The sequence below is a fragment of the Woronichinia naegeliana WA131 genome, from assembly GCA_025370055.1.
Taxonomy (GTDB): domain Bacteria; phylum Cyanobacteriota; class Cyanobacteriia; order Cyanobacteriales; family Microcystaceae; genus Woronichinia; species Woronichinia naegeliana.
This window is the reverse complement of record CP073041.1, coordinates 4,028,648-4,049,648: the sequence shown is the minus strand read 5'-3', so window position 1 is coordinate 4,049,648 and position 21,001 is coordinate 4,028,648. Positions and strand designations below refer to the sequence as shown.

The following is a 21,001-nucleotide window of genomic DNA, read 5'->3' as shown; positions in this document are numbered from 1 at the left end:
AAAGTTAAAAAAAATTAGGCGTTTCCATTAAATTCCCGTAGGGACTTAACACCGTTTAATCCTCATCAAAAATTATCTTACACCGCCAAAAATTAAGAACATAATGGTATTATGTCCCTACAACAAAATATAAAATTATCAACGTAAGATTATCAAAATGTTATTATTAAATTCCCGTAGGGGTTTGCTCTTCAAATCCCCAATCTTCAATACTTGCGTCATACACCAGTTCTCCTCATTTTAAGGCGGTTTAGGGGACAATGCCTCAAAATACGGGTTTCAACGAGGTTTAAGCAGAAATTTTGTGACCTTCGGGCGATCCACCTTGTCCTTCTCAAAGCCTTACGTAACAATAAAACTTAGTGCTATATTCCTGAAATAATTGTCAATGCTTGACGAAAACGCTAACCTGTCCGAAAGCTTAACCTTTGATCTGGCCATTGTCGGGGGCGGTATTGTCGGTGCAACCCTAGCCTCTATCCTCAAAACAACGGGTCTAAAAATTGCCCTAATTGAGTCCCTGCCCCCAGAACAGGCACTCTTTAAACCCCAAGCCTACGCCCTTTCTCTCTTCTCTAGCCGCATCTTCAAAGGCATTGGTATTTGGTCACAGATTCTACCCAAAATAGGCAAATTTGCTCATATTCGTCTTTCCGATGCCGATTATGCTGGCATTGTTCCCTTTGCGAAGACCGATCTTCAGACGGAGGATTTGGGCTATGTGGGAGAACATCAGATCATTCTCGCCGCGCTTCAGGATAATTTACCCCCTAGTTCCCATCTGCAATGGATTCGTCCCGCCGAAGTGATCGCTGTGGATTATCAGCCAGAGCAAGTCGTTTTAACGATTAAGCAAAATCAGACGGAATCCAAGATTCAAGCCAAGTTAGTGATTGGAGCCGATGGAGCTAAGTCACGTTTGCGTTCTCTGGCCGGTATTCAAACCAAGGGTTGGAAATATTGGCAGTCCTGTGTGGCCTTTACGATTCATCATCAAGCCCCCCGTAATGACATTGCTTTTGAACGTTTTTGGTACAGTGGCCCGATGGGAGTCTTGCCCTTGCCAGACAACCGTTGTCAAATTGTCTGGACATTGCCCCACGCCCAGGCCCAAGCCTTGACCGCAACGGATGAAGCCGATTTTTTGCAACAGTTACAAACTCGTTTAGCCGGTAGCTTAGGCCCCATTTCCCTGGTTAGCCCCCGCCGTCTTTTTCCTGTGCAGTTGATGCAAAGCGATCGCTATATTCAACCTCGTTTAGCCTTAGTGGGAGATGCGGCCCATTGTTGTCATCCGGTTGGCGGTCAGGGACTCAATATGGGCATTCGGGATGCAGCAGCCCTGGCCGAAGTGATTCAAACCGCTTTTGAACAGGGAGAAGATTTTGGGAGTTTAGGGGTGCTAAAACGCTATGAACGGTGGCGTAAACCTGAAAATTTAATCATTCTGGGCTTTACCGATTTACTTGATCGATTGTTCTCTAATGACTGGTTATTGATCGTTCTGATCCGTCGTTTAGGCTTGGGAATTCTCGCTCAGTTTGCCCCCGTTAAGATTTTAGCTCTCAAATTAATGACCGGCCTATTAGGTCGTCAACCCCGATTAGCACAACCTTATACCAAATTTCTAAATACCTGACAGACATCAGCAATTCCAAACTCAGAATGTAGTCCAAGATACGAAAGTCTTGAAGTGCTTACGGTCAAGGGGTTTTGTTTCAATATGTGGAATCAGCGTAATGCTCTATTTAGTGATTGATCAAGTTTGTTGGCCGGTTGCTGACTCTCCAAGCGGCTAAGATTCGAGGAGTAAGTACGAAAAACGTCAGAAATCAGCGAAATCTCTCTTGACTGTATAAAAGCGAGATAATGTCTGTATTTTATGTTACCATTTGAATCTGCTGCCTGGATCCTTACAGTAAAAGCTCGTTTTATCCCTATTACCAAGTGTAATCACTGTCTTCCGTAACGTATTTTTGGGGCGATGCCAAAGGCACGCTTCGCGCACGCGGTTTAGGACGATTTTGTGAGAAGGCGATCGCTTTTTTGGGGCTAAAAATTACATTTCTTTTCAATTAAAGCTTGATTCTCCTTCGTTTCCGATTGCTTAAGATAGGCGATCGCGATGCGTCCCACGGTGGGATTATTTTGCTGAGTTGCCAAAAGTTTAGTCAAAGTTAACTGCAATAAACAGCGATCGCGCTCCCGATTTCTAACAATTAATAAAGTTACGGCATTTCCCACCAGCGCAAAACCCGAAGGCACAATTGGCAACCACCAACCCCATAAAAAAGCAACAAAACAAATCCCCAAAAGTCCACTTCCAGCCGCCAGAATACGAAAAATCATGACAGAGGAAGAAGAACCTCCCCAACTAATCACAATTCCCACTCCCGCCCAAGTCAAAATCCATAACCATTCTAGCCATTCAGGCCAACTTTGTAATAAAGAGCGTCCATCTAGAGCTGAACTTAATAGCTGACTGACAATATTAGCGTGTAAAGTTACGCCAGACATTCGCTGAGGAGAACCGAATAAATCCCCACTATAGGGTGTAAAAAATTGATCGTTGAGACTCTCTGCTCTTGTCCCAATAATGATTAGGCGATCGCGATAATCCTGGGGAGAAATTTGATTATTTAAAACCTTGTTAAAGGGAATCGTTGTAAAATTTTCCTCAGAGCCTCGAAAATTGATTAAAATTTGATAACCACCTGAATCTGCGCCAATATAGCCCCCGTCATGATCGCGAAAACGCTTAAAAATTCCCTTACCTAATCTAACCCTTTCATTATCTAAATCCTCTAATTCTATGCCTTGATTCTTCAGATAGTATAGAGACAACTTAACTGCAAAACTATAACTTATTTTTTGATTAGATAAACCTATTGATAATAGGGCACGGCGGATTCGACCATCACTATCTAAAACTTGATCGCTAAAACCAATTTGATCGCGTTTTTGAAGAATGATGGAGGGTGAAACTTTAGGCTCTACCAACTTTTCAATACCAAATAAGTTGGGAGTAGATCGAAATAAATTTTCTAAATTATGATGTCCTGGTTCAACGGGAAGATTGCGATAAATATCTAAACCAATTACCTTCGGTTGCTGTTTTTTAATATGGGTAATCGCTTGAGCTAAGAGTTGATCAGGAATCGGCCATTGACCAATTTTCTTCAGATCTGACTCATCAATCATCACTAATGTAATGCGCTTATCGGGTGATTCTAATGACCGTAAACGAAAAAATTGATCTAGTAAATTCCATTCTAAATTCTGTAATAGTCCACTAAAACGCAAGAGCAAAATGGGTGTCGTTACTACTAATATGACTTTGGGAATCCAATGCCAACTAATGCACTGTTTAAGAATTTCCTGTTTGGCTGTTTGTCTAGCAGATGCCAAAAGATGACTTGCTTCTTCCAGTACATCTAAGGCTGATTCTGCTACTTTTTTAGCTAAATCTTGACTTGCAACTAAATATTGATAATCCAAATCACTTAAATTCTTACCTAAAGACCAGGTCAGAGCTTCTTGTAAAGCTTTTCCCCTTAAAAGAGTCGTTTCATCTTGACAATTAGAAGCTAACCACCTATTGATTGCCGTTGCATAGGGACGTAATTCATTTAACTGCTTGTTCAGCCAATTTTGATTAAATACTTGTTCATAAATACGATTATAAACTCTAAGTTTTCCCTGTTGCGCTACGACTAAACCAGAAAGTTGTAATTCCCTTTGATCAGCACTATAATCGCTAATAATTTCTCCTTGTTCTAAAATTTGTTGATATAATCCTAATAAACGAACTGTTCGTTGCCCATTTTTTAAGAGGCGATCGCGAATCGTGCGTAAATGTTCAGGCTCATCATTAGCCTCCCAATTTTCTACGAGATGAAGTTTGACAATCTGCTCAATAATTTCTCTCCCTTTTAATGGAGAATTAGGGGAAATTTGCTCAAAAAAATTTTTATGCTCAATCTCTTGAATAACTAGTTTACAAAGTTTTTGAGTCAGAAATGGTTGTCCCCCTGTCCAGTTTAATATTTCTTGAATAATGACTTCAGGATGCTTCACTTTTCCCTTTAATCCCTCCATGAGTGGCTTTGCTTCTGTCAAAGTAAACCCCTCCAAGGTGATCGCTTTACCAATATTAAAAGGTGTTTGGCTATGATCTTGAATTAAAGTATGGGGGGTTGCAACTCCCAACAGCGCAAAGGTTAGTCGCCGATACTTAGCATTTTGATGACGTTGCTCTACACAATGGCGAATTAAACCAAAAAAGTCATCTAGAGAAAAGTTTTGACTCAACACACGATCAACTTCATCAATAAAAATGACAATATTTTGCTCAATTTCAACCAATAAAATTTCTTCAAGAAAAAGACTTAAACGTTGCACAGGAGATAATAAATCTTGTCGTTCCCGCCACCAGGTTCGCCATTGAATTTTCGGAGCCAGTTGACAACTACTCACTAGCGATTGGACAATTCCTGCGTACCATTTTTCTGCTGTTAAATCCTGTTTGCCGATACCTGTTAAGTCAATAAAGGCACAAACCGTCCCTTCAGCCTGTAGTTTTTCCATAATTCGCACCCGTAAGCTAGATTTGCCCATCTGACGGGAATTAAGTACATAACATAACTGACCCGCCTTTAGAGCGCGATAAAAGGTTGCATCGGCTGATCGCGTTACATAACTAGGTGCATCATTTTCAAGACTTCCTCCGACTTGATATTCATAATAGAACTTGGTTTGAAGCATGAATAGAGGTGAGGTTGGCTGACTAGGGATAGTATAAAGATTCACCAATCCTAACAAATCAATGAAGTGTTTTGGAGAACAATCAGACTTTTTCCGCTTTTTGAGAGCGATCGCCTGACATAAACAGATTTTTTCCTCTTGAATACGCATTCGGTTTAATTGATTGCATCAAGATTTCCATCGTTTTCCCTATTGTTTTTCTAATTATTGGGAATTATCCTGATTGACAAAAGGATAATACTGATAAAAAAGGACGAGAAAAATGACAACTTATTTAAGTGAACATTTCACGCTGGAGGAAATGATTCGCTCTCAGACGGCTACACAATTAATATTGCTTTATCCTGATACTTCTAACCTTAGTTTACTTTACTAAACTATCAGTGCGATCGCCCATTAAAGTTCCCAACGATTTATTTACTAATATTAGCACTGCTTCTATTTAAAATCATACTTTTTCAAACGGCGATCGCATTTTATAAAAATGGAATCAGAACGGCGATCGCACCACTCAAAAATGATCGCATTTTATGAAAAAATTAGCTTAATTCCTCTATAATCTTGACCAGTTCTATCGGATGATAGACCAAAAAATCGGGTTTATGCTTTGCCAATATGGTCGGTGAATTAAATCCCCAGCCTACAGAAATCATCAAAATATTACTTTTTTGGGCTGCATGGATATCTCTGGTTTCATCTCCAACATAAATAACTTCATCGCAACGCAGTTTATGCTCCTTAAGTACTGCATTGATCATTTTGTTTTTGCCAAATAGGGTCGTGCCGGAATGAATAAAACTAAAAAGCGTATCTAAATCATTATTCTTGAGAAAAGTGATCACATTTTCTTTTAAGTTAGAGGTGACAATACCAATTAAGTAATCATTTTCATGGAGAGCTAATAGGGCCTTATCAATGGCATAGTAGGGCTTGAGAGTAGAAATTTTTTTACTCAGTTCTTTTTTAACCCGTTTAATAATAAAGGGAATCTTTAAAGAGGGAATTTCTGAATATCGAATGATATCTATAGAACTTAAATTTTTCAGTCTTTCTAGCTGAACCTGATCAACTTGAGGATAGCCAAATTCATCAGCTAAATCATTGACAATTTCCAAGAAAGCGTCATGGGTATCGGCGATCGTGCCATCAAAATCAAAGAGGACTGCTTTAATAACCATTCGGTTTAGCGTTTATTTAAAATCTAGGGACAGCTCATACTAAAAATTGAACGATGCAGACGTGACAGACTCTAGTGCTAGAAACTAATGTCTTATGTGCTTGGAATTTATATATAGAACTTTACGAAAATACTTTTATGATTCTAGATTAGCACGAGCGTTGCGTCGTAACATAGCGGGCTTTATTCTTCGTAATGCTGAGGACGGAAATTGTTCTTGCCATTTTTCCTCGGTAATCTCGGCTAATTCTGCTAGTTTTGGGGCCACATTACCCGCATAGGGATGAAAGTCTGGAATATTAGTCTCCTGGGCAAAGCGTTGATTCCAGGGACAAACCTCTTGACAAATATCACAGCCCGCAACCCAACCGTTTAAATGGGGTTTAATCTCTGGTGGTAGATCTTCGGCTCGATTTTCAATGGTATGATAGGCAATACAACGATTAGCATCCACCACAAAGGGATGGGGAATGGCCTTGGTTGGACAGGCTTCTAAGCATCGGCGGCAGGTTCCACAATGTTCGCTATGGGGGCGATCGCCGTCTAGGGGTAAATTGGTTAGAATTTCCCCCAGAAACACCCAACTGCCATAGTCACGAGTAATTAAATTGCCATTTTTGCCGATCCAACCTAAGCCAGCCCGTTGGGCCCACACCTTGTCTTGAATGGGGCCAGTATCGACGTAGTGGCGAGTTTTAATATCGGGATGCTGACTCGTTAACCACAGACTAAGAGCCTTTAAACGACGTTCCATAACCTTGTGATAATCCCGTCCCCAACCATAGCGGGAAATTTTGGCATATTCCAGACCATCGGGGCGTTGATGGGGGGTGTAATAGTTGAGGGCAACAGCAATGACCGATTGGACATCGGGCAGACAGGCACGAATATCAAAACGTTTTGGATTCGCCATCCACTGCATCTGGGCTTGATAACCTTGATCTAACCAGTTTTTTAAATAAGCTTGAGCATGATCAGCATTTTCAGCTTCTACCGGCGCGATACCGACGAGATGAAACCCTATTTCCTTTGCCTTCGCTTTGATCTGTTCTGCGGTGATTTTTCCAGTGATCTGCCCTGTGCTGTCCATCGGATGCCGTTTGTTGAAGAAAAATTGAAGAAAAATCAGTGTAAACTATTGCTGATTAATTCTAATGATAAAGATTGCAGGCGATCGCCATGTCTTGGTTTGTCAAAATTGAACGGGGTATTGTTGAAAAAAGTGTTTTTGATCAATTTGTACCGGCTCATCGGGCCTACGTTCAGATGCTCATTGACCAAGGACATCAGGCAAAAACAGGGTATTGGGGAGATTTTGGCGGCGGAATGCTCCTGTTTTGGGCCGATTCTCTCAGTCAAGCCCAGGCGATCGTGGCCAAAGATCCTCTGGTGGAGAATGCTTGTGTAGAGTACGAATTACACGAATGGCATATTGTGGTGGAATAGATATCATTGCTTAAACGCTCAAAATTAACCCTAGCTCTAAACCCGTTGAGATGATGACAACGCTAAAAATTCCCTTAATGAAGGCCACCCGCCCCAGTTTGTCTCGACGATTAATGCAGCTTGGGCTGATCATTACCGGTAGTTTTTTGGCGATCGCTCTTTTATCTCCCCTATTACAGGCGATCGGTTTATTGCCCGATCCCACCGATTTATTAAATAGCCTACCTTTAGAGGCTCCTAGTTTTTCCCATTGGTTTGGGACGAATGTGCGGGGTTACGATGTTTTCTCCCGTACCTTATTTGGGAGTCAAGCTGCCTTACAGGTCGTCCTTTTAGCCACCAGTTTATCCGTGTTTATTGGGGTTCCCTTGGGTTTAATCAGTGGTTATTTAGGGGGGAAAGTTGATAAGTTTTTACTCTTTTTGATGGATACGATCTACACCCTGCCTGGCCTGTTGTTATCTATTACCCTAGCTTTTATTTTAGGACGCGGTATTCTCAATGTGGCGATCGCCGTGAGCATTGCCTATATTCCCCAGTACTATCGCTTAGTCAGAAACCATACCACCAGCGTCAAAACCGAACTCTTTATCGAGGCTGCCAGAGCTATGGGTGCAACTCCCACAAGGGTATTGTCCCGTTATTTGTTTGGTAATGTCATTCAAAGTGTGCCCGTTCTATTTACCCTCAACGCAGCAGATGCCATATTGATTTTGGGCGGCTTGGGTTTTTTGGGCTTAGGTTTACCGGAAGAATGGCCGGAATGGGGTCACGATCTCAAAGAAGCTTTAGGCGATCTTTCCACGGGCATTTGGTGGACAACTTTTTTCCCTGGATTGGCCCTCACCACAATGGTTGTTGGCCTATCTTTTATTGGGGAAGGGGTCAGCGAGTTACTCAATCCTCGTTTACGCAAAAATCGCACCTATTGACACTCCTTGGGATTAGGGCAGTATTTTTACATTGAGTAAATTTCTCAAAAGACTACGCAAAGAGGGTTTTAAGTTTAATGTCTTCCTAAAAGTATTATCCTCGATTGAATCACACAGTTAGAGTTGAATATTGTTAACTAAAGAAAAAGCCTTTTTGCTTTATCATTACAGTGGTGTTTATTGACAAACTAAAAGAGGAGTTTGCTAGTCCAATATGAGTGTAGAAAAGCCGCCCATTCTTGTCTTTTTTGTTCCTGGGGTTATGGGATCAAGTCTGTTGTTGCAGAAGAATACTTTTGGAAGGATAAACCAGGAAGAAATATGGGGTAAAAATTTTGGAGTCAATATTAGCTTGTTTCATAACTGCCCAAATAAACTTAATCCGATTGATCGTAATGATATTCAGGCGGGAGAAGTGATTTCTGCTTTTACTAATATCAGATTACCTCAAAGACCTATTAACAAAATTAAATTCCCCGTCAAAAATGTTGAAGTATATGGTGCTTTGATGCAATTTTGTAGGAACAATATCGGTTTAAGAGCAGAAGATGATTTTTTCCCTTTTGCTTATAATTGGTTGGCAGACAATCAAATAACAGCTAATAAACTAGCAGAGTTTATTCAAGAAAAAGACCCGAAAGGTAATTATCTTTACTGTCTAATTGCTCACAGCATGGGTGGTATTGTCAGTCGTTTAATGTTGGCTAATCCTAACAATCGTGATCTGGCTGAAAAAACAAAACTGCTATTCCAAATAGCAACCCCTGTACGAGGTTCTGCGAAAGCTTATTACGCACTTAAACGTTATCCTATTTTGCACCCAGTTTTTGATCAAGGATGGCAATTTATACAAAATCCTCAGCACAGAGCCGATCTCAGTAAGGCTTTACAATCCTGTTATTCTTTGTATCAATTATTGCCGTCTCAAGAGATTAATTCTCTTTATGATGAACACGGTAATTTTTATGCCAGTCTCGATCCGAATATTTGGCATGAAGATCAACGTAAATATGTGGACGCGGCGATTAAGGTTCATCAGAAATTGGCCAATTTTGATCAAAGTATTAGTTCATTAAATAGGCTAAAAAATCGATGTTTTTTCTCAGATCAACATTCGACTCCTTTGCTGTATAAGGTTGATTCTCTCACAAATTATGATCTAAGTGAAGACAAGCCTAAGTTGTCTGTTTTTGGCGATGATACAGTAACTTGTGCTAGTGCGATCGCCGACAGCAATGATGATAGTTTATATTTGATTAAAGAGGGGCCGACGGATCACATGGGATTATGTCAAAATCAAAAGGTGTATGATATGATCAAGGCCGAATTTAGGAAAGAACTGCTATGACCCAGGCAATTAGTGTTTTACCCGAAAGCATGAGAGAAAAGAAAATACGAGGAGTGGTCTTGAACTATTGGCCGCCTGTGGTTTTGCCAGGGGAGGGGTTAACAATTCGTCTTTATGTAAAAGAGAATGCTCCCAATCAGGCGAATTTAGAAATAAAACTTAATTCGGAGCAAGGTCAGCTTTTGGCTTCTAAATCTACAGAAGTTTCTCTGAATTTAGCGACAATCTCTCCTTGTTTTATAACAAAATTGGAGATTCCTGAGAATTTATCAGAGGGCGTTTATGTTTTACAGGTTTGGGAAAATCAAACGGTTTTAGCAAGTGCGGAGTTGGAGCTTACAGGGGATAAAGATTATGCCAACTATATGAAACATTTTGCTGAGGCTTTAAATAAACAAGAAGAAGTTGCTACTGCCCTTGAATTTGGCAATTATGAAAGAGCGATCGCCTTACAAAAGGACTGTGAAGTTTTGTATATTGCGATTGACAATAAGGAGTTAGCGGCGCGTTACTGGGAACAATTGGCGGAAAAATTATTTGATTTAGATGCTTTTAACGATGCTAAAAAAGCTTTGGAATATTCTTTGGTTTTATTTGAAGCGATCGAATACCTAGAAAATAAAGATAAAATACTTGAACAAATTCAGGAAGAAGTGAGGATTTGTGAGAATAGAAGAAATTTACCTATTACAGTTAATATAGTCAATATTGAGGCACTTAGAAAAAAATTAACATATAGTCGAGAAGCCGTTGCTGCCTCAGTGGGAGTAAATCGACGAGATATTGAAAAGTGGGAAAAGGGGTATGAACTTGAGTCATTAAAATTCTATTTATCTCTTTTGAAACTTTATCCAAAAAATATTGGATTAGAAAATGAAAATTTAGTTAATGAAAATTTAGTTGTGGATCTTTCTAAACTTAAAGTGCATCTTAAAAACTTAATTCAAACTATTAAAACACAAGGTTATTATGAAACAGAGCAATTATCTGCTGCAATTGGTGCTAATCCCAATATTATTGAGGATTGGGAAAGTGGAAACAATTTAGAGATGCTAAATAAATTCTTTATGTTATCGAGAGTCTTAAGGTGTTCTATCTCCTCTCTACTCGGTCACAGCACAGTATCGCAGCCAAATCATTCAAGAGAATCTTCACATCCATCTGTACGATAAGATCGTCTCCATCTTCATCATTAATGATATTGTTCTTTATGATTTCCCAAGAGCAGAAAGTGTTCATGTTAAGTTTACAAGGGTAATTACAATATGGTCTTATCTGTTCTAATAGATGTCAATCTAGTTGTACAAGCAATAGGAACTGAAGAGAACTTTAAGGAGGTTGAGCGCAGAATAGCCGTCATTATATCGGCTTGTCCTGACGCTAAAATGTTTATGTCACACGAATCTATAAAAAATGCTTTTAGCGAAGAAATGGCCTCAGAACAAATTATTCCTTTTTTGTACAAAAGTGATATTAATATCATATCAAGTGACATTTTTACAGAGGAGGAAAGAGTACAACAGTTGCCTGCCCATGTAGAAGGAGTTAAAAAGTTAATAGACAACTATTCTATGGATAGACATTATTATTTAGTACTTCAAGTCGCTTATGCAATTACAAAGAAGGTTTCTGTCATTATCACAGATAATTATCAACATTTTTTATTAATTGACCGCAACACAAGTCTAAAAATCTGGCTTTTTGAGCAACTAGAAGATAAAAATTCAAAAACAAGACAAGAGTTTCAAAAAGAGATTGATGAGATTAAACAGCAGAATTGTGATTTGAAAAAAGAGATCGATGAGATTAAACAGCAGAATTGTGATTTGAAAAAACAGTTAGTTAAGATTAAAATAGAGTTAAGTGACCAAGAACAAAAAAACAAAGATTTAACTGAATCACAAAAAAAGCTAAATAAACCACCGTCTAATCCTCAAGGGAGAGACGTATGGAAGTTATAAGATGGTAACAGATAAAGAAGGTAATTGCAATGAAAAAAATTAAATAAATGAATTATGATTTTCAGAAAACCAGTCGTGTATAGGATGGTTCTCAAGTGGACTATCGGATAGTTGAAGTTGGGCAACCTTGCCTTCTTTATAAATAGGGGCCGTTTGCTGAACCTCCTGTAAACAAGAAGCTAAAGCGTTTAAGTGTTTAAAATTAAGATCATAGCTTCTTTTTATTTTGTATAAATCTTGCTTAAGTAAATTTAATTTTTTGTGATAACTAAATAGAGGAATTCTATACCAAGGCATTCGTTCCATTGATTTTAATTTTAGCCAGAGACTTTTAATTTGTTTTGCCTCTACAGCTGTCTTAGTTAGTAAATTACAATACAAAGCAAAAAATATTGGAATATCACAATTTACAGGATAAATCTTTCCTCCGCTTGGGTTTTCTGCCAATTCAGCCCCAAGTGTAATAGGACAAATTAAAACTATCCAAGGTGAACCTTGAACAAAAAGGGGGTGAAAAATTGTTGTAATATCTTTAACTATATTCTCTGATGATCTTTCTTCTTTATTCTTATAGCAATAATCATATTTTGAAATAGTTATAATAATTGGATAGAGCGAAGTATTCGGCTGGTGAATTGTTCTAATTTGACCTAGAATGCGCTGCATTTGATGAGCTTTCGTCTTGAAACTTAACTCAACAAAATCATTTTGTGCTACTTTTTTTGCTAATAATTCTCCCGAAATACACAAAAATAAACATTGGGAACTTTGTAGATAATGATTTAATTCTTTTACATCTTCCTTAGAAGGCTCATCTGACAAAGCACTTCCTCTATAATCTATCCACTCAAAATCAGCTACTATTCTAGTTAGTTCGTTTTTACATCTAAAGCGATAAATCTTCGTTGTGGAAGTGGCAGGCGGAAAGCGCACATTGTCATTCCTTTCGACTAAATTTTGACATAATTTAGAAAGCTCATGATTTTCTTCATCGTCAATACAATGTACCGTTAAGCCGTGATTTCCCAATGCGATATTGGCATATATCCCTAGAATATAGCAGGTTTTCCCAGAAGCTTGATCTCCTAGCATGGTGATTTTAATTGATTTTGGGTTTTCTTTAAGCATCTTTATTATTGATTAAAAAATCTAAAATAGCCAATTCTTAGATATATTATATTGAATAATTATCAATAGACATCTCCATAATACTATAAAATCGACAAATATGCTATAATCATAGAAATTTAGACAGGAGTAACTATGCCTGAATACATCTATATGTGGGCTTATATTCAAAAACAGCCTCAAGAAACAAAGAGGTTGTTAGGAATAGAGTACCCAAAATTATTAGAGCTTATAACCTATGGCAAATTACTTAAAAAAGAATTTGAAGAAAGCAAAACCACACTGATTAAAGCAGGTGGTGGAAATAAACCGAAATTATCAGAGGAGGAGCAAATAGTTTTAATGCTAGTTTACTTAAGGCATTATCCGACCTTTCAGCTACTAGGAATAATGTTTGAAATAAGTGAATCGTCTGCCCATAATATATTCAATTATTGGCAGTCACTATTCGGAGAAAATTTACCAGCAAGTCTATTTGAACAACTAAAAAAGTTGCCAGAAGAAATAGAAAAAGTTAAAGAGGAGCTAATCCAACATGAACTAATAGTGGATGCGACAGAACAACCAGTAGAAAGACCTTTAGGGCAGGAGGCACAAAAACCATACTACTCAGGTAAACAAAAAAGGCATACCTCAAAAAGCCAAATAATCATTTGCCCAAAAATCAAGGAGATTGTGGATGTTGTGATAGGAGAAATAGGTTCAAAGAGCGATGTACAAATATTACGTCAAAGATTGGCTAAATTCCATCAAGAACAAGGCTTTCTAGGTGATAAAGCCTACGAGGGAGAATTCCAATTAACAACACCAAAAAAGAAACCAAAGGGGCGAGAATTAAGCAAAGAAGAAAAAGAAAGAAATAGTTGGTTATCGTCTCGACGAGTAGTGGTTGAACATATGATTCGATTGCTCAAAGTATTCAAAGTGATGCAAGAAAAATTTAGACTAAGAAAGGGAAGATATAAGTCATTAATCTCAACAGTATGTGGATTGGTGAGACTAAGGATAAATGCGCTGATATTAAGCATTATAAAATGTAGCGAATCAGGGCAGGTAATTGAGGTAAAGATGAGTCATTGTTTTTTGCCAGAATTGAATTTGGAGGTCTGAAAGCCCTGTAAACTCGTCTATGTACCAAGAAGTCTACTGAGTCTAGATTTAGCTACACTGCTTGCTAGACTAGGCTTTCCAGTTTTTGGAGATGTCTAATATACAAGATTTTACCAATAAATAAATCTATTAAATATGAAGTTTATTTATTATTATTTTAATTATTTTAAGAAAAAACAATGATACTAGGGAAACAATAATGCCAATAACTAAAACTTTCGGTGAAACCCTTACAACTATTATAATACCCAAAACAATAGAAGTAATTATTGCTAAATCATTAACTTCTTTTTTTATAAATCGGTCAATATTTACTTTGCCATTTTTAGATTCAAAAACTTGGGAATCAATTGATTCTACTTTACCTAACTCTAATTTCTCATTTTCTTCTGATTCACCTGATTTCTCATTTTCATCTGTTAATTTATCCACTGTAGCATTTAAAAATGGAGTTTCTAAAACGTCTTTTTCTAAGTGCAAGCCAAGACATAAGGAAAGTGGAAAGGGCTTAGTTTGCCCCATGCCTATACAGGCATTTTCCCAAAAACCGTTACGATCAGTTTCGGAGTTAGCAAAAATCCCAAAACGTAAGATATTTTGGAGTTTTTCAGATTTATTGAGATCATACCTTGTTAGCATAAAATCGTATTCTCTATATCTAGCCTTATGTATTTTATAAGTTATTCTATAGTTAAAATTGATTGCAGAGCTATCATCAAAATTTTGTTTCTTATACTCAAATTTCCTCACTTCTTCAGTTTCAAATTTAGAAAGTTCTTTAAAATATTCACAAAACACTTTACTAAAAAACAAATCGTTTTTAACCGTTTCATATTTAGGAATGTCTCTTATTCCCATTTTCTTATCAAATCTTGTGACAAAACCAGCAAATAAATATAACGGTCTTCCCGCTTTATCTCTCATAAACTTATCCCAGAATTTTTCATTTTCACTAGCCAGCCTGCTAACTTCACAAGCTATACCAAAGACACAATAGCTTTGGTCTGCAAAGATGGCTAAACGTGAAACTTGTCTCAAGTACACAGGTCTCTGTAACATTGCATGAATGTAACGCAACGACCAATTTTGTTGAGAAACGCAAAAATCTTCGGGAACAGCTAGGAAGCGGAAATCTACTTCATAGGTTCGGCCATAGATAAGAGGAGACCATTCAGACATCTGTTCTTTTTGTCGTAATTTCGATTTTAGATGATTTAAAATTAAAACCAACTTTTTTTAGTGTACTTTAAGATGTGTTAGTATAACATAAAACCAGGCATCTATTTGACCTCAGTTAATTTTCATTAAACGATGACTTATACACGTCCCAACCGAGTCGCAAACAAACGGCCAAAAGACGACCGTGATTGGCTATTGATGGTAATTTTAGCCTTTTTGAATTTAGTTAGTGGTTATACAACGGTGACGGGAGCTGCTCAAATACTGCCAAGTTGGGGATGGGCCTGGATATTGGGTTTGTCTGTTCAGGGGATTTTGTTTCTTTCCCTGGCCGAGTTGATGCTCCGACACGCTCCCCGCATTAAATGGCTCACAGTATTGATTTTGAGTTTTTTTAGTATCTATACTAGCTTTGTCACCTATTATGGCAGCTTGACTCAAAATCTTAATAAAGAGTTAGCAAAAGATCAGGCAATCCAAGCCCACAATCAATTAGTGTCTCAAGTCTATTCACCGATGCAGCAACAACTGATTGAACTCGAAGCTTCTGCGAATAAGGCGACCGAAGCAGCAGGTTGTGAACAACAGGGATGTACCACAGGTCTGTTTGGAAAGGGGCCTGAGTATCTTCGTTTGCAGGCTAAGGCACGAGAAGCAAAGGGGAAGTATGAGGAGTTTAAGACTAAAACAAATGTAGTTGAGGAAAAGCTCAATTATGATCTGGAAGATTCTAGTTTGACTCCCAAAGAAATACTGAGAAGGGACGGAGAGGCTCTTGCCCTTGTTCCTCCTGAATTTAAAAATAATTTTGAAATTAAAAGGGAAAATTATATTGATACTGAAAAAGACATAGATTTGCTGACTCCTTATAACAAGGTTAGACGTTGGGAAACTAGCGCGATTGGGCCGTTATTTTTGGCTCTTAGTGTTGATGGACTAGCCGTACTGCTAGGGACGGTTATAACTGTTAAACAAGAGAAAAAATCATTTTTTGTCGTTTTCGGAGAGGCGATTTCAAATATTATTAACGATATTAGGATAGGTTTTGCTTATATATTAGGTGCAGTTGAGGCACCGGTAAAAAATAAACTTATTTACACTCATCACAAGCAATTAAGTCTTAGGTTGCAAGGTAAAGGCTCCGATTTTTTACTAAAATTCAACCAAGCTATTTCGCTACAACATCCCAATCACATTGATTATCAAGTATTGCAAAAAACTTTGAATAGTTCAGCTTTTGATGAGCTTTTTTATCAGCTAAGTCACCCTAATGTCGCTTTTCTCGAATTCGATCAAGGTCAATGGAAAACTAGTGAAAATTGCTATTATGAGTTGAAAGATTGGCTGCGTGATGAGATTGAACGTTTACATGATGAGGAAGAAAAAAAGAATTATGCTCCTGATTATGACGATCTTTCTTGGGGATTTTCTCCATTTGACGATTCTGATACAGCTACCAACCTTGTTAAACTCTATATCCCGCTAATTTTACCTAAAAAGAAAAAAATATAACTTTTTATATGTTCCCAAACAGTATTAACCAATGGTGCTATACTTCAAGCGTTCATAATCTAGGATTTATTAAAGCGTTGAAATCGTAAAGTTAGCAAGGCATCAAGTTCCTTTTTATATTTTACATTAGCATCCTTAATACATCTCTTAATCGCCGAAGAGAATTCAGTAAAATCTTCATAGTATTTTGCATGTAAACACTTCTTTTTCACAAACGTCCAGAGTCTTGCGATTAGATTCAAATTAGGTGAGTATGGTGGTAAATAGACTTACATCTTGCAGCAGAACAAAAGAACGATTGGCGGAAAGGGTCAAAAGAGAGGAAAAAGGAGTAAGTGCTTAGGGAAAATTATTTAGGGCTTGCTGAATAAGTATAGAACCCTTGCCGGATAATGCTTTCAAGCATTTTAAAAACGATCAGGTGCAAGGTTATGGCCTTTGGAGGCTCAAAGCCCATGCACGTCGTTGGAAAACTGGGGGTTGAAATTGGAAACAACTCTCTGAAGTCACCATTTTTCGCCTCCTGTGGCATCTAGGTTCGTTTTGTGGACTTTTTCAGCAGACCCTATTTAGGGCTTGCTGAAAAAGTCAAAAAACGAAAGAAATGTGGGTTAGGGAAGTATGGACTGAAAAAGCATAGATAACTTATCCTTATGGAAACAAATCAAAATACAGATTTTGTTTAATCTATTGTTCCTTTCTGTCTAAAAAGGTCAACACAAATCACTCCTCACAAAAGAGAGGAAAATTAACACCATTTTTCACAAGAAAAACGACTCTACAACTTTTTACTTTTTGTCTTCTGAAGTAGAGTAGAAAGATTCATTACCAAAAAGTTCATCGCAATTACCGTTTCCGAGGTCTCAGGTAGTTTGGCCATCACTCGACCAAGACTAAATTTCCTCTTTCCCTGTCCGAATTTACCCTCAATGGCATTACGCACTCTTTCATCTGAGCGTGCCTCTTTCTTTTTTTCTTTGCTCACCTCTTTCGGCGGTCTTCCCAATCGGGGACCACTCATTCTTATATCCCTTTCTTTACAATAAGCTCGATTCGCTTTTGTTCGATAGATTTTATCCACATGAACCGATTCCGGATAACATCCTGTTTCCCTTTTATATTCTTCTATTCGCGCTTGTAAATCTCCCGATTCGTTGTAATTATCCCAACTTAATTTGTCTAAGAAGACAAAGCCATTCACATTACTTGCCGATATTTTAGCTCCAAACTCTACTGCTTTTCCCGCTTTTCCACGCACTATTGGACGCACGTGAGGTTGGCTTACACTCACAATTCTGTTTTCTACTTTATTTGTCTTTTTTTCATACATTTCTAACTGTTGCTCATACACTTTTCCTATCGTTACAAGCTCTTCTTGCTCTTTTTTCGTTAGTTTTTCTAACTTTGCTCCCTCTTCTATCATTTTTTCTATATCAGACAAGTTTCTTTTTATATATCCTAGTTGTTTTTTTGTTCCTTTTCTTCTTTCTTTTTTTGACACACGACGTTTTTTTGCTATGGCTAAGTACTCTTTTCTTGCCACTTCCCTATAAGTCCTCGGCTTTTCTTTCCTTTTCTCTTTTATTTCTTCATACAGCTTATCTATTATTTTTTCTGTTTTTTCTCTGGCATCATTCAATATTCCTATATCCGTTGGATATTTTATATCTGCTGGTGTACAAGTCGCATCTAACAATAACTTTCCTTCATTTTCTTTTTTTTCTGACGCTACACCCGTCGCTTTTTTTTCTATTTCTTTATTAATTTTATTTATTAATTCCATTCCTATTTTTTTACGAAAATGAACCATCATTGACGCATTAAATGCTTCTTTGCTACTATAGCTTTCCATTCCTATAAAGTACTGTAAATAAGGGTTTTCTTTTATTTGTTCTACTGTTTCTCTGTCACTTTTTCCTGAAATTTCTTTGATAATTAATGCTCCTAATGCCATTCTAAATGATTTGGCTGGGGCTCCTTTTTTTTCTGTGAAGTTTTTTGCATATTCTTCCTCATATTCTTCCCAGGGAATCATTTTTGACATTTCTATCCAACGATTTTCTTCGTCTAACTGCCCGCCGAACAGATTTTTCAAGTTTTCTGGTGTTTCAATTGAGTACTGTTGCTTTCGGTACATCTGCTTTCTCTCTTCTTAATGCAATGGTTTTGAGGCATTCTACCCTATTTTCGTGCATTCTAGCGGTTCTTAATTCGCCTACTATTTTTCTCCGTAAAGGTTTCAGCTTTTTTCAGCAAGCCCTATTTATATACTCTAAATGGCTAAGAAATGGACTTCTCGCAAAAAGGGCTGAAATCCGCATCTGATAAAGATTTTAGGCATTTTCAAAAAGTGGTAGCAGCAGGGTAATCGCATATTAGTAGAGTGGAATCAAAAAAGAAATCTAGCTTAAAAATAGACTATATCAAAAACTAAAAAGAGAAGAAAATCAACTTAAACTCTAAAAGATTAAGTAATTTCGCTAATTCATAATTGTTGGTGTCAATATTTTGCCAATCCTCCTATTTGAAGCTAAATATACTCATGAATATCACTCCCGTGAACTAGCTGCTAAAACCTGTAGAAGAAAATTGTTGTCCATCGCCGCCAAATAACGCTTCATCTTCAAGCTTTTTTGAGATGGCTCATGTTTAAGCAAATTAATACTTAAACGACGGAGCAAGCCCAAATTATCAGCCGCATTACCTTGACGCACTCGACTCGCATCCTCATTAAAAGTGACATCTAAAACCCAATGCAGACTATTTTCAATACTCCAGTGAGAACGAATCACATGGCTATGACGTTCGGCATCCGTAGGAAGACTGCTAATATAATAGCGAAACGTCTCTGTTGTTTTATGACCGAATTGAGTTTTACTTTTAACCATCACAACAGTGGCTATACTTGGCACGGTCATGGATTGAGATTTTCGCCCCCTGAATCCCCCAATGCTGGGGGACTTTGAAACCGATAAATAGAGAATGGTTCCCCCAAAACTTGGGGGGCTAGGGGGGCTGAACTAAAAAACGCAAATTATCACCGTGCGAGGTATAAACCGACCCACTGATTTTGGCGATGCAATGCGGAAAGCTGATTGATTGACACTGTCCAGACTTGACGAGTTTCTAAACGGTAATGTCCTTTTTCTGTCTTCTCATGATAACTGTATTCAATTCCTTGCCAGTTCTGAGCGACCGCTTGTTTAAACCAATCCCTAACTTGTTTATTAAGTTTGCCCTGATTTCCTTTGAGAGCCAATACATAGTCACCTTCACCTTGCTTTATTTGTTTTGCGATTTCTGTCTGCGTTCCCATTGCATCTAGGGTTACTACTGCCCCCTTGATGTTAAGTAACTTCAGTAACAAGGGGACTGCTTTTATTTCATTAGATTTACTATCTACTTTCTTTTGCGCTAACATCAGTCCCCGCTCACTACTCCACGCACTTATGCTGTGTAACGCATTTAGTCCTTTTTCCCTATCATAAGAACCTCTTTTCGTTTTTCCATCTATCTGTATCAGCTCTATGTCCATTTTCTCCGTTAGACTGCTTATCCAGCTCAGAAAACTTTTTTCTAGTTCTTCTGTTTCCAACATTCCAAATACTCTTCCAAAGGTATCGTGAGAGGGAATTCCCTTTGGTAACTCTAGAAACATTTCTAGCCATTCTCGTTTGGCTTTGCCATAGGCTTCAATTGCTACGAAGCCATCTGCCCCTGACAATACTGCCAATATTCCTATGGTGACAATTGCTGTTAAGTTATGGTCTTGCCTTCTCCCTGTTCTCGGTTCTTTTAGGCACTGAAAATGTTTCAGTATGCTTCTTTTGATAATTTTGACTTCTTTTTCTTGTTGTGGGGTTAGAACTCTTGCGCCGAAGCCTTTTGCCATCTTTGACCTCACTCACTTACTTTTTTTAAATAATAGCCTTTTCTTCTCTTAGATGACTGCTTCTTTTTTACACTATATTTCTCTCTTTTTGTCTGTATTTTTTGTAACAAATAAGATGCGATTACCCTGAACGATTCCGTCAAAACTTAGGTCGTTTACTTCCATCTTTCTCTCTGCAAAATCAGTAGACACTTTTCTCTTTATTCATAACTTCCTATAGGTCAAAGTTTTTCTGTCTCTATTTATACCATTTGAATTTGGAATTGCTGATTGATGACCAGCAATTCCAAATTCAAACGGTAACATAGGATACAGACACGATCTTGTTTTTATGGATGTAAGAGATATTAACCTAATCTCTGAGTTTTTTTGCATTCCCTCCTCGAATCTCGGTCTCTTAGAGAGTCAGTAACCTGCAAACAAACTTGATCAATCACTAAATAGAGCATTACATTGATTCTAAATATTGGCATTAAACCCCTTGACCGTAAGCACTTCAGGGATTTTGTATCTTTGACTACATTCTGAATTTGGAATTGCTGATTGATGACA

The 21,001-nt window shown here is 37.8% G+C and carries 15 protein-coding genes and 2 pseudogenes; 8 read left to right on the top strand and 9 right to left on the bottom strand.

The genetic code is table 11. The features are described 5' to 3' along the window. Positions 1-388: 388 nt before the first annotated feature. On the top strand, positions 389-1,639 hold the full coding sequence (locus KA717_20510) for an FAD-dependent hydroxylase (protein ID UXE58458.1): 1,251 nt from the start codon (positions 389-391) through the stop codon (positions 1,637-1,639). A gap of 413 nt (positions 1,640-2,052) precedes the next feature. On the opposite strand, the gene KA717_20505 is transcribed toward KA717_20510, so the two are convergent. The 3 genes from KA717_20505 to queG all read right to left on the bottom strand — a co-directional run bounded on the left by KA717_20505 (position 2,053) and on the right by queG (position 7,031). Next, the gene (locus KA717_20505; GenBank protein UXE58457.1) at positions 2,053-4,914 is read right to left on the bottom strand and encodes a CHASE2 domain-containing protein; all 2,862 of its coding nucleotides are present in this window, start codon (positions 4,912-4,914) and stop codon (positions 2,053-2,055) included. A 389-nt stretch (positions 4,915-5,303) separates the two neighbouring features. Next, positions 5,304-5,942 (bottom strand): HAD hydrolase-like protein, encoded by a 639-nt coding sequence (locus KA717_20500; protein ID UXE58456.1) that lies wholly within the window; start codon positions 5,940-5,942, stop codon positions 5,304-5,306. Positions 5,943-6,077: 135 nt separating this feature from the next. Beyond that, the gene (gene queG, locus KA717_20495) at positions 6,078-7,031 is read right to left on the bottom strand and encodes a tRNA epoxyqueuosine(34) reductase QueG (GenBank protein ID UXE58455.1); all 954 of its coding nucleotides are present in this window, start codon (positions 7,029-7,031) and stop codon (positions 6,078-6,080) included. A gap of 89 nt (positions 7,032-7,120) precedes the next feature. On the opposite strand from queG, the gene KA717_20490 reads away from it, so the two are divergent. From KA717_20490 to KA717_20470, 5 genes are all read left to right on the top strand, one after another. Further along, positions 7,121-7,387: a YciI family protein gene (locus tag KA717_20490; protein ID UXE58454.1), complete on the top strand. Its 267-nt coding sequence runs from the start codon at positions 7,121-7,123 to the stop codon at positions 7,385-7,387. A gap of 50 nt (positions 7,388-7,437) precedes the next feature. Beyond that, on the top strand, positions 7,438-8,319 hold the full coding sequence (locus KA717_20485; GenBank protein ID UXE58453.1) for an ABC transporter permease: 882 nt from the start codon (positions 7,438-7,440) through the stop codon (positions 8,317-8,319). 214 nt (positions 8,320-8,533) lie between these two features. Continuing rightward, positions 8,534-9,667, top strand: coding sequence for a hypothetical protein (locus KA717_20480; GenBank protein UXE58452.1), 1,134 nt, complete (start codon positions 8,534-8,536; stop codon positions 9,665-9,667). After that, complete coding sequence (locus tag KA717_20475) at positions 9,664-10,839, top strand: hypothetical protein (GenBank protein UXE58451.1); 1,176 nt, start codon at positions 9,664-9,666, stop codon at positions 10,837-10,839. Before KA717_20480 ends, KA717_20475 begins: the two co-directional genes overlap by 4 nt. Before the next feature lie 93 nt (positions 10,840-10,932). Next, positions 10,933-11,628: a hypothetical protein gene (locus KA717_20470; protein ID UXE58450.1), complete on the top strand. Its 696-nt coding sequence runs from the start codon at positions 10,933-10,935 to the stop codon at positions 11,626-11,628. Between the two features lie 39 nt (positions 11,629-11,667). On the opposite strand, the gene KA717_20465 is transcribed toward KA717_20470, so the two are convergent. Beyond that, positions 11,668-12,756, bottom strand: a complete 1,089-nt coding sequence (locus tag KA717_20465; GenBank protein ID UXE58449.1) for a hypothetical protein — start codon at positions 12,754-12,756, stop codon at positions 11,668-11,670. Positions 12,757-12,909: 153 nt separating this feature from the next. Here KA717_20465 and KA717_20460 point away from each other — a divergent pair, with 153 nt between their 5' ends. Continuing rightward, on the top strand, positions 12,910-13,866 hold the full coding sequence (locus KA717_20460) for a transposase (protein UXE58448.1): 957 nt from the start codon (positions 12,910-12,912) through the stop codon (positions 13,864-13,866). A gap of 129 nt (positions 13,867-13,995) precedes the next feature. Here KA717_20460 and KA717_20455 read toward each other — a convergent pair whose 3' ends face one another. After that, entirely contained in the window at positions 13,996-15,045 is a 1,050-nt protein-coding gene (locus KA717_20455) for a hypothetical protein (protein ID UXE58447.1), read from the bottom strand. Positions 15,046-15,177: 132 nt separating this feature from the next. On the opposite strand from KA717_20455, the gene KA717_20450 reads away from it, so the two are divergent. Further along, on the top strand, positions 15,178-16,557 hold the full coding sequence (locus KA717_20450) for a DUF4407 domain-containing protein (GenBank protein ID UXE58446.1): 1,380 nt from the start codon (positions 15,178-15,180) through the stop codon (positions 16,555-16,557). A 59-nt stretch (positions 16,558-16,616) separates the two neighbouring features. Here KA717_20450 and KA717_20445 read toward each other — a convergent pair. The 4 genes and pseudogenes from KA717_20445 to KA717_20430 form a co-directional block, all read right to left on the bottom strand. Beyond that, positions 16,617-16,823 (bottom strand): annotated as a pseudogene (locus tag KA717_20445) (transposase). 533 nt (positions 16,824-17,356) lie between these two features. Next, positions 17,357-18,694 (bottom strand): annotated as a pseudogene (locus KA717_20440) (IS5 family transposase). Between the two features lie 412 nt (positions 18,695-19,106). Then, positions 19,107-19,475, bottom strand: coding sequence for an ISAs1 family transposase (locus KA717_20435; protein ID UXE58445.1), 369 nt, complete (start codon positions 19,473-19,475; stop codon positions 19,107-19,109). Between the two features lie 119 nt (positions 19,476-19,594). Next, positions 19,595-20,449: an ISAs1 family transposase gene (locus tag KA717_20430; protein ID UXE58444.1), complete on the bottom strand. Its 855-nt coding sequence runs from the start codon at positions 20,447-20,449 to the stop codon at positions 19,595-19,597. Positions 20,450-21,001 lie beyond the last annotated feature (552 nt).

Bases quoted from the DNA above. Each gene is read 5' to 3' on its own strand.
- KA717_20465 (UXE58449.1), bottom strand. From the start codon at position 12,756: ATGCTTAAAGAAAACCCAAAATCAATTAAAATCACCATGCTAGGAGAT.
- queG (UXE58455.1), bottom strand. From the start codon at position 7,031: ATGGACAGCACAGGGCAGATCACTGGAAAAATCACCGCAGAACAGATC.
- KA717_20475 (UXE58451.1), top strand. From the start codon at position 9,664: ATGACCCAGGCAATTAGTGTTTTACCCGAAAGCATGAGAGAAAAGAAA.
- KA717_20435 (UXE58445.1), bottom strand. From the start codon at position 19,475: ATGACCGTGCCAAGTATAGCCACTGTTGTGATGGTTAAAAGTAAAACT.
- KA717_20510 (UXE58458.1), top strand. From the start codon at position 389: ATGCTTGACGAAAACGCTAACCTGTCCGAAAGCTTAACCTTTGATCTG.
- KA717_20450 (UXE58446.1), top strand. From the start codon at position 15,178: ATGACTTATACACGTCCCAACCGAGTCGCAAACAAACGGCCAAAAGAC.
- KA717_20490 (UXE58454.1), top strand. From the start codon at position 7,121: ATGTCTTGGTTTGTCAAAATTGAACGGGGTATTGTTGAAAAAAGTGTT.
- KA717_20460 (UXE58448.1), top strand. From the start codon at position 12,910: ATGTGGGCTTATATTCAAAAACAGCCTCAAGAAACAAAGAGGTTGTTA.
- KA717_20455 (UXE58447.1), bottom strand. From the start codon at position 15,045: ATGTCTGAATGGTCTCCTCTTATCTATGGCCGAACCTATGAAGTAGAT.
- KA717_20470 (UXE58450.1), top strand. From the start codon at position 10,933: ATGGTCTTATCTGTTCTAATAGATGTCAATCTAGTTGTACAAGCAATA.
- KA717_20430 (UXE58444.1), bottom strand. From the start codon at position 20,449: ATGGCAAAAGGCTTCGGCGCAAGAGTTCTAACCCCACAACAAGAAAAA.
- KA717_20485 (UXE58453.1), top strand. From the start codon at position 7,438: ATGATGACAACGCTAAAAATTCCCTTAATGAAGGCCACCCGCCCCAGT.
- KA717_20505 (UXE58457.1), bottom strand. From the start codon at position 4,914: ATGCGTATTCAAGAGGAAAAAATCTGTTTATGTCAGGCGATCGCTCTC.
- KA717_20500 (UXE58456.1), bottom strand. From the start codon at position 5,942: ATGGTTATTAAAGCAGTCCTCTTTGATTTTGATGGCACGATCGCCGAT.
- KA717_20480 (UXE58452.1), top strand. From the start codon at position 8,534: ATGAGTGTAGAAAAGCCGCCCATTCTTGTCTTTTTTGTTCCTGGGGTT.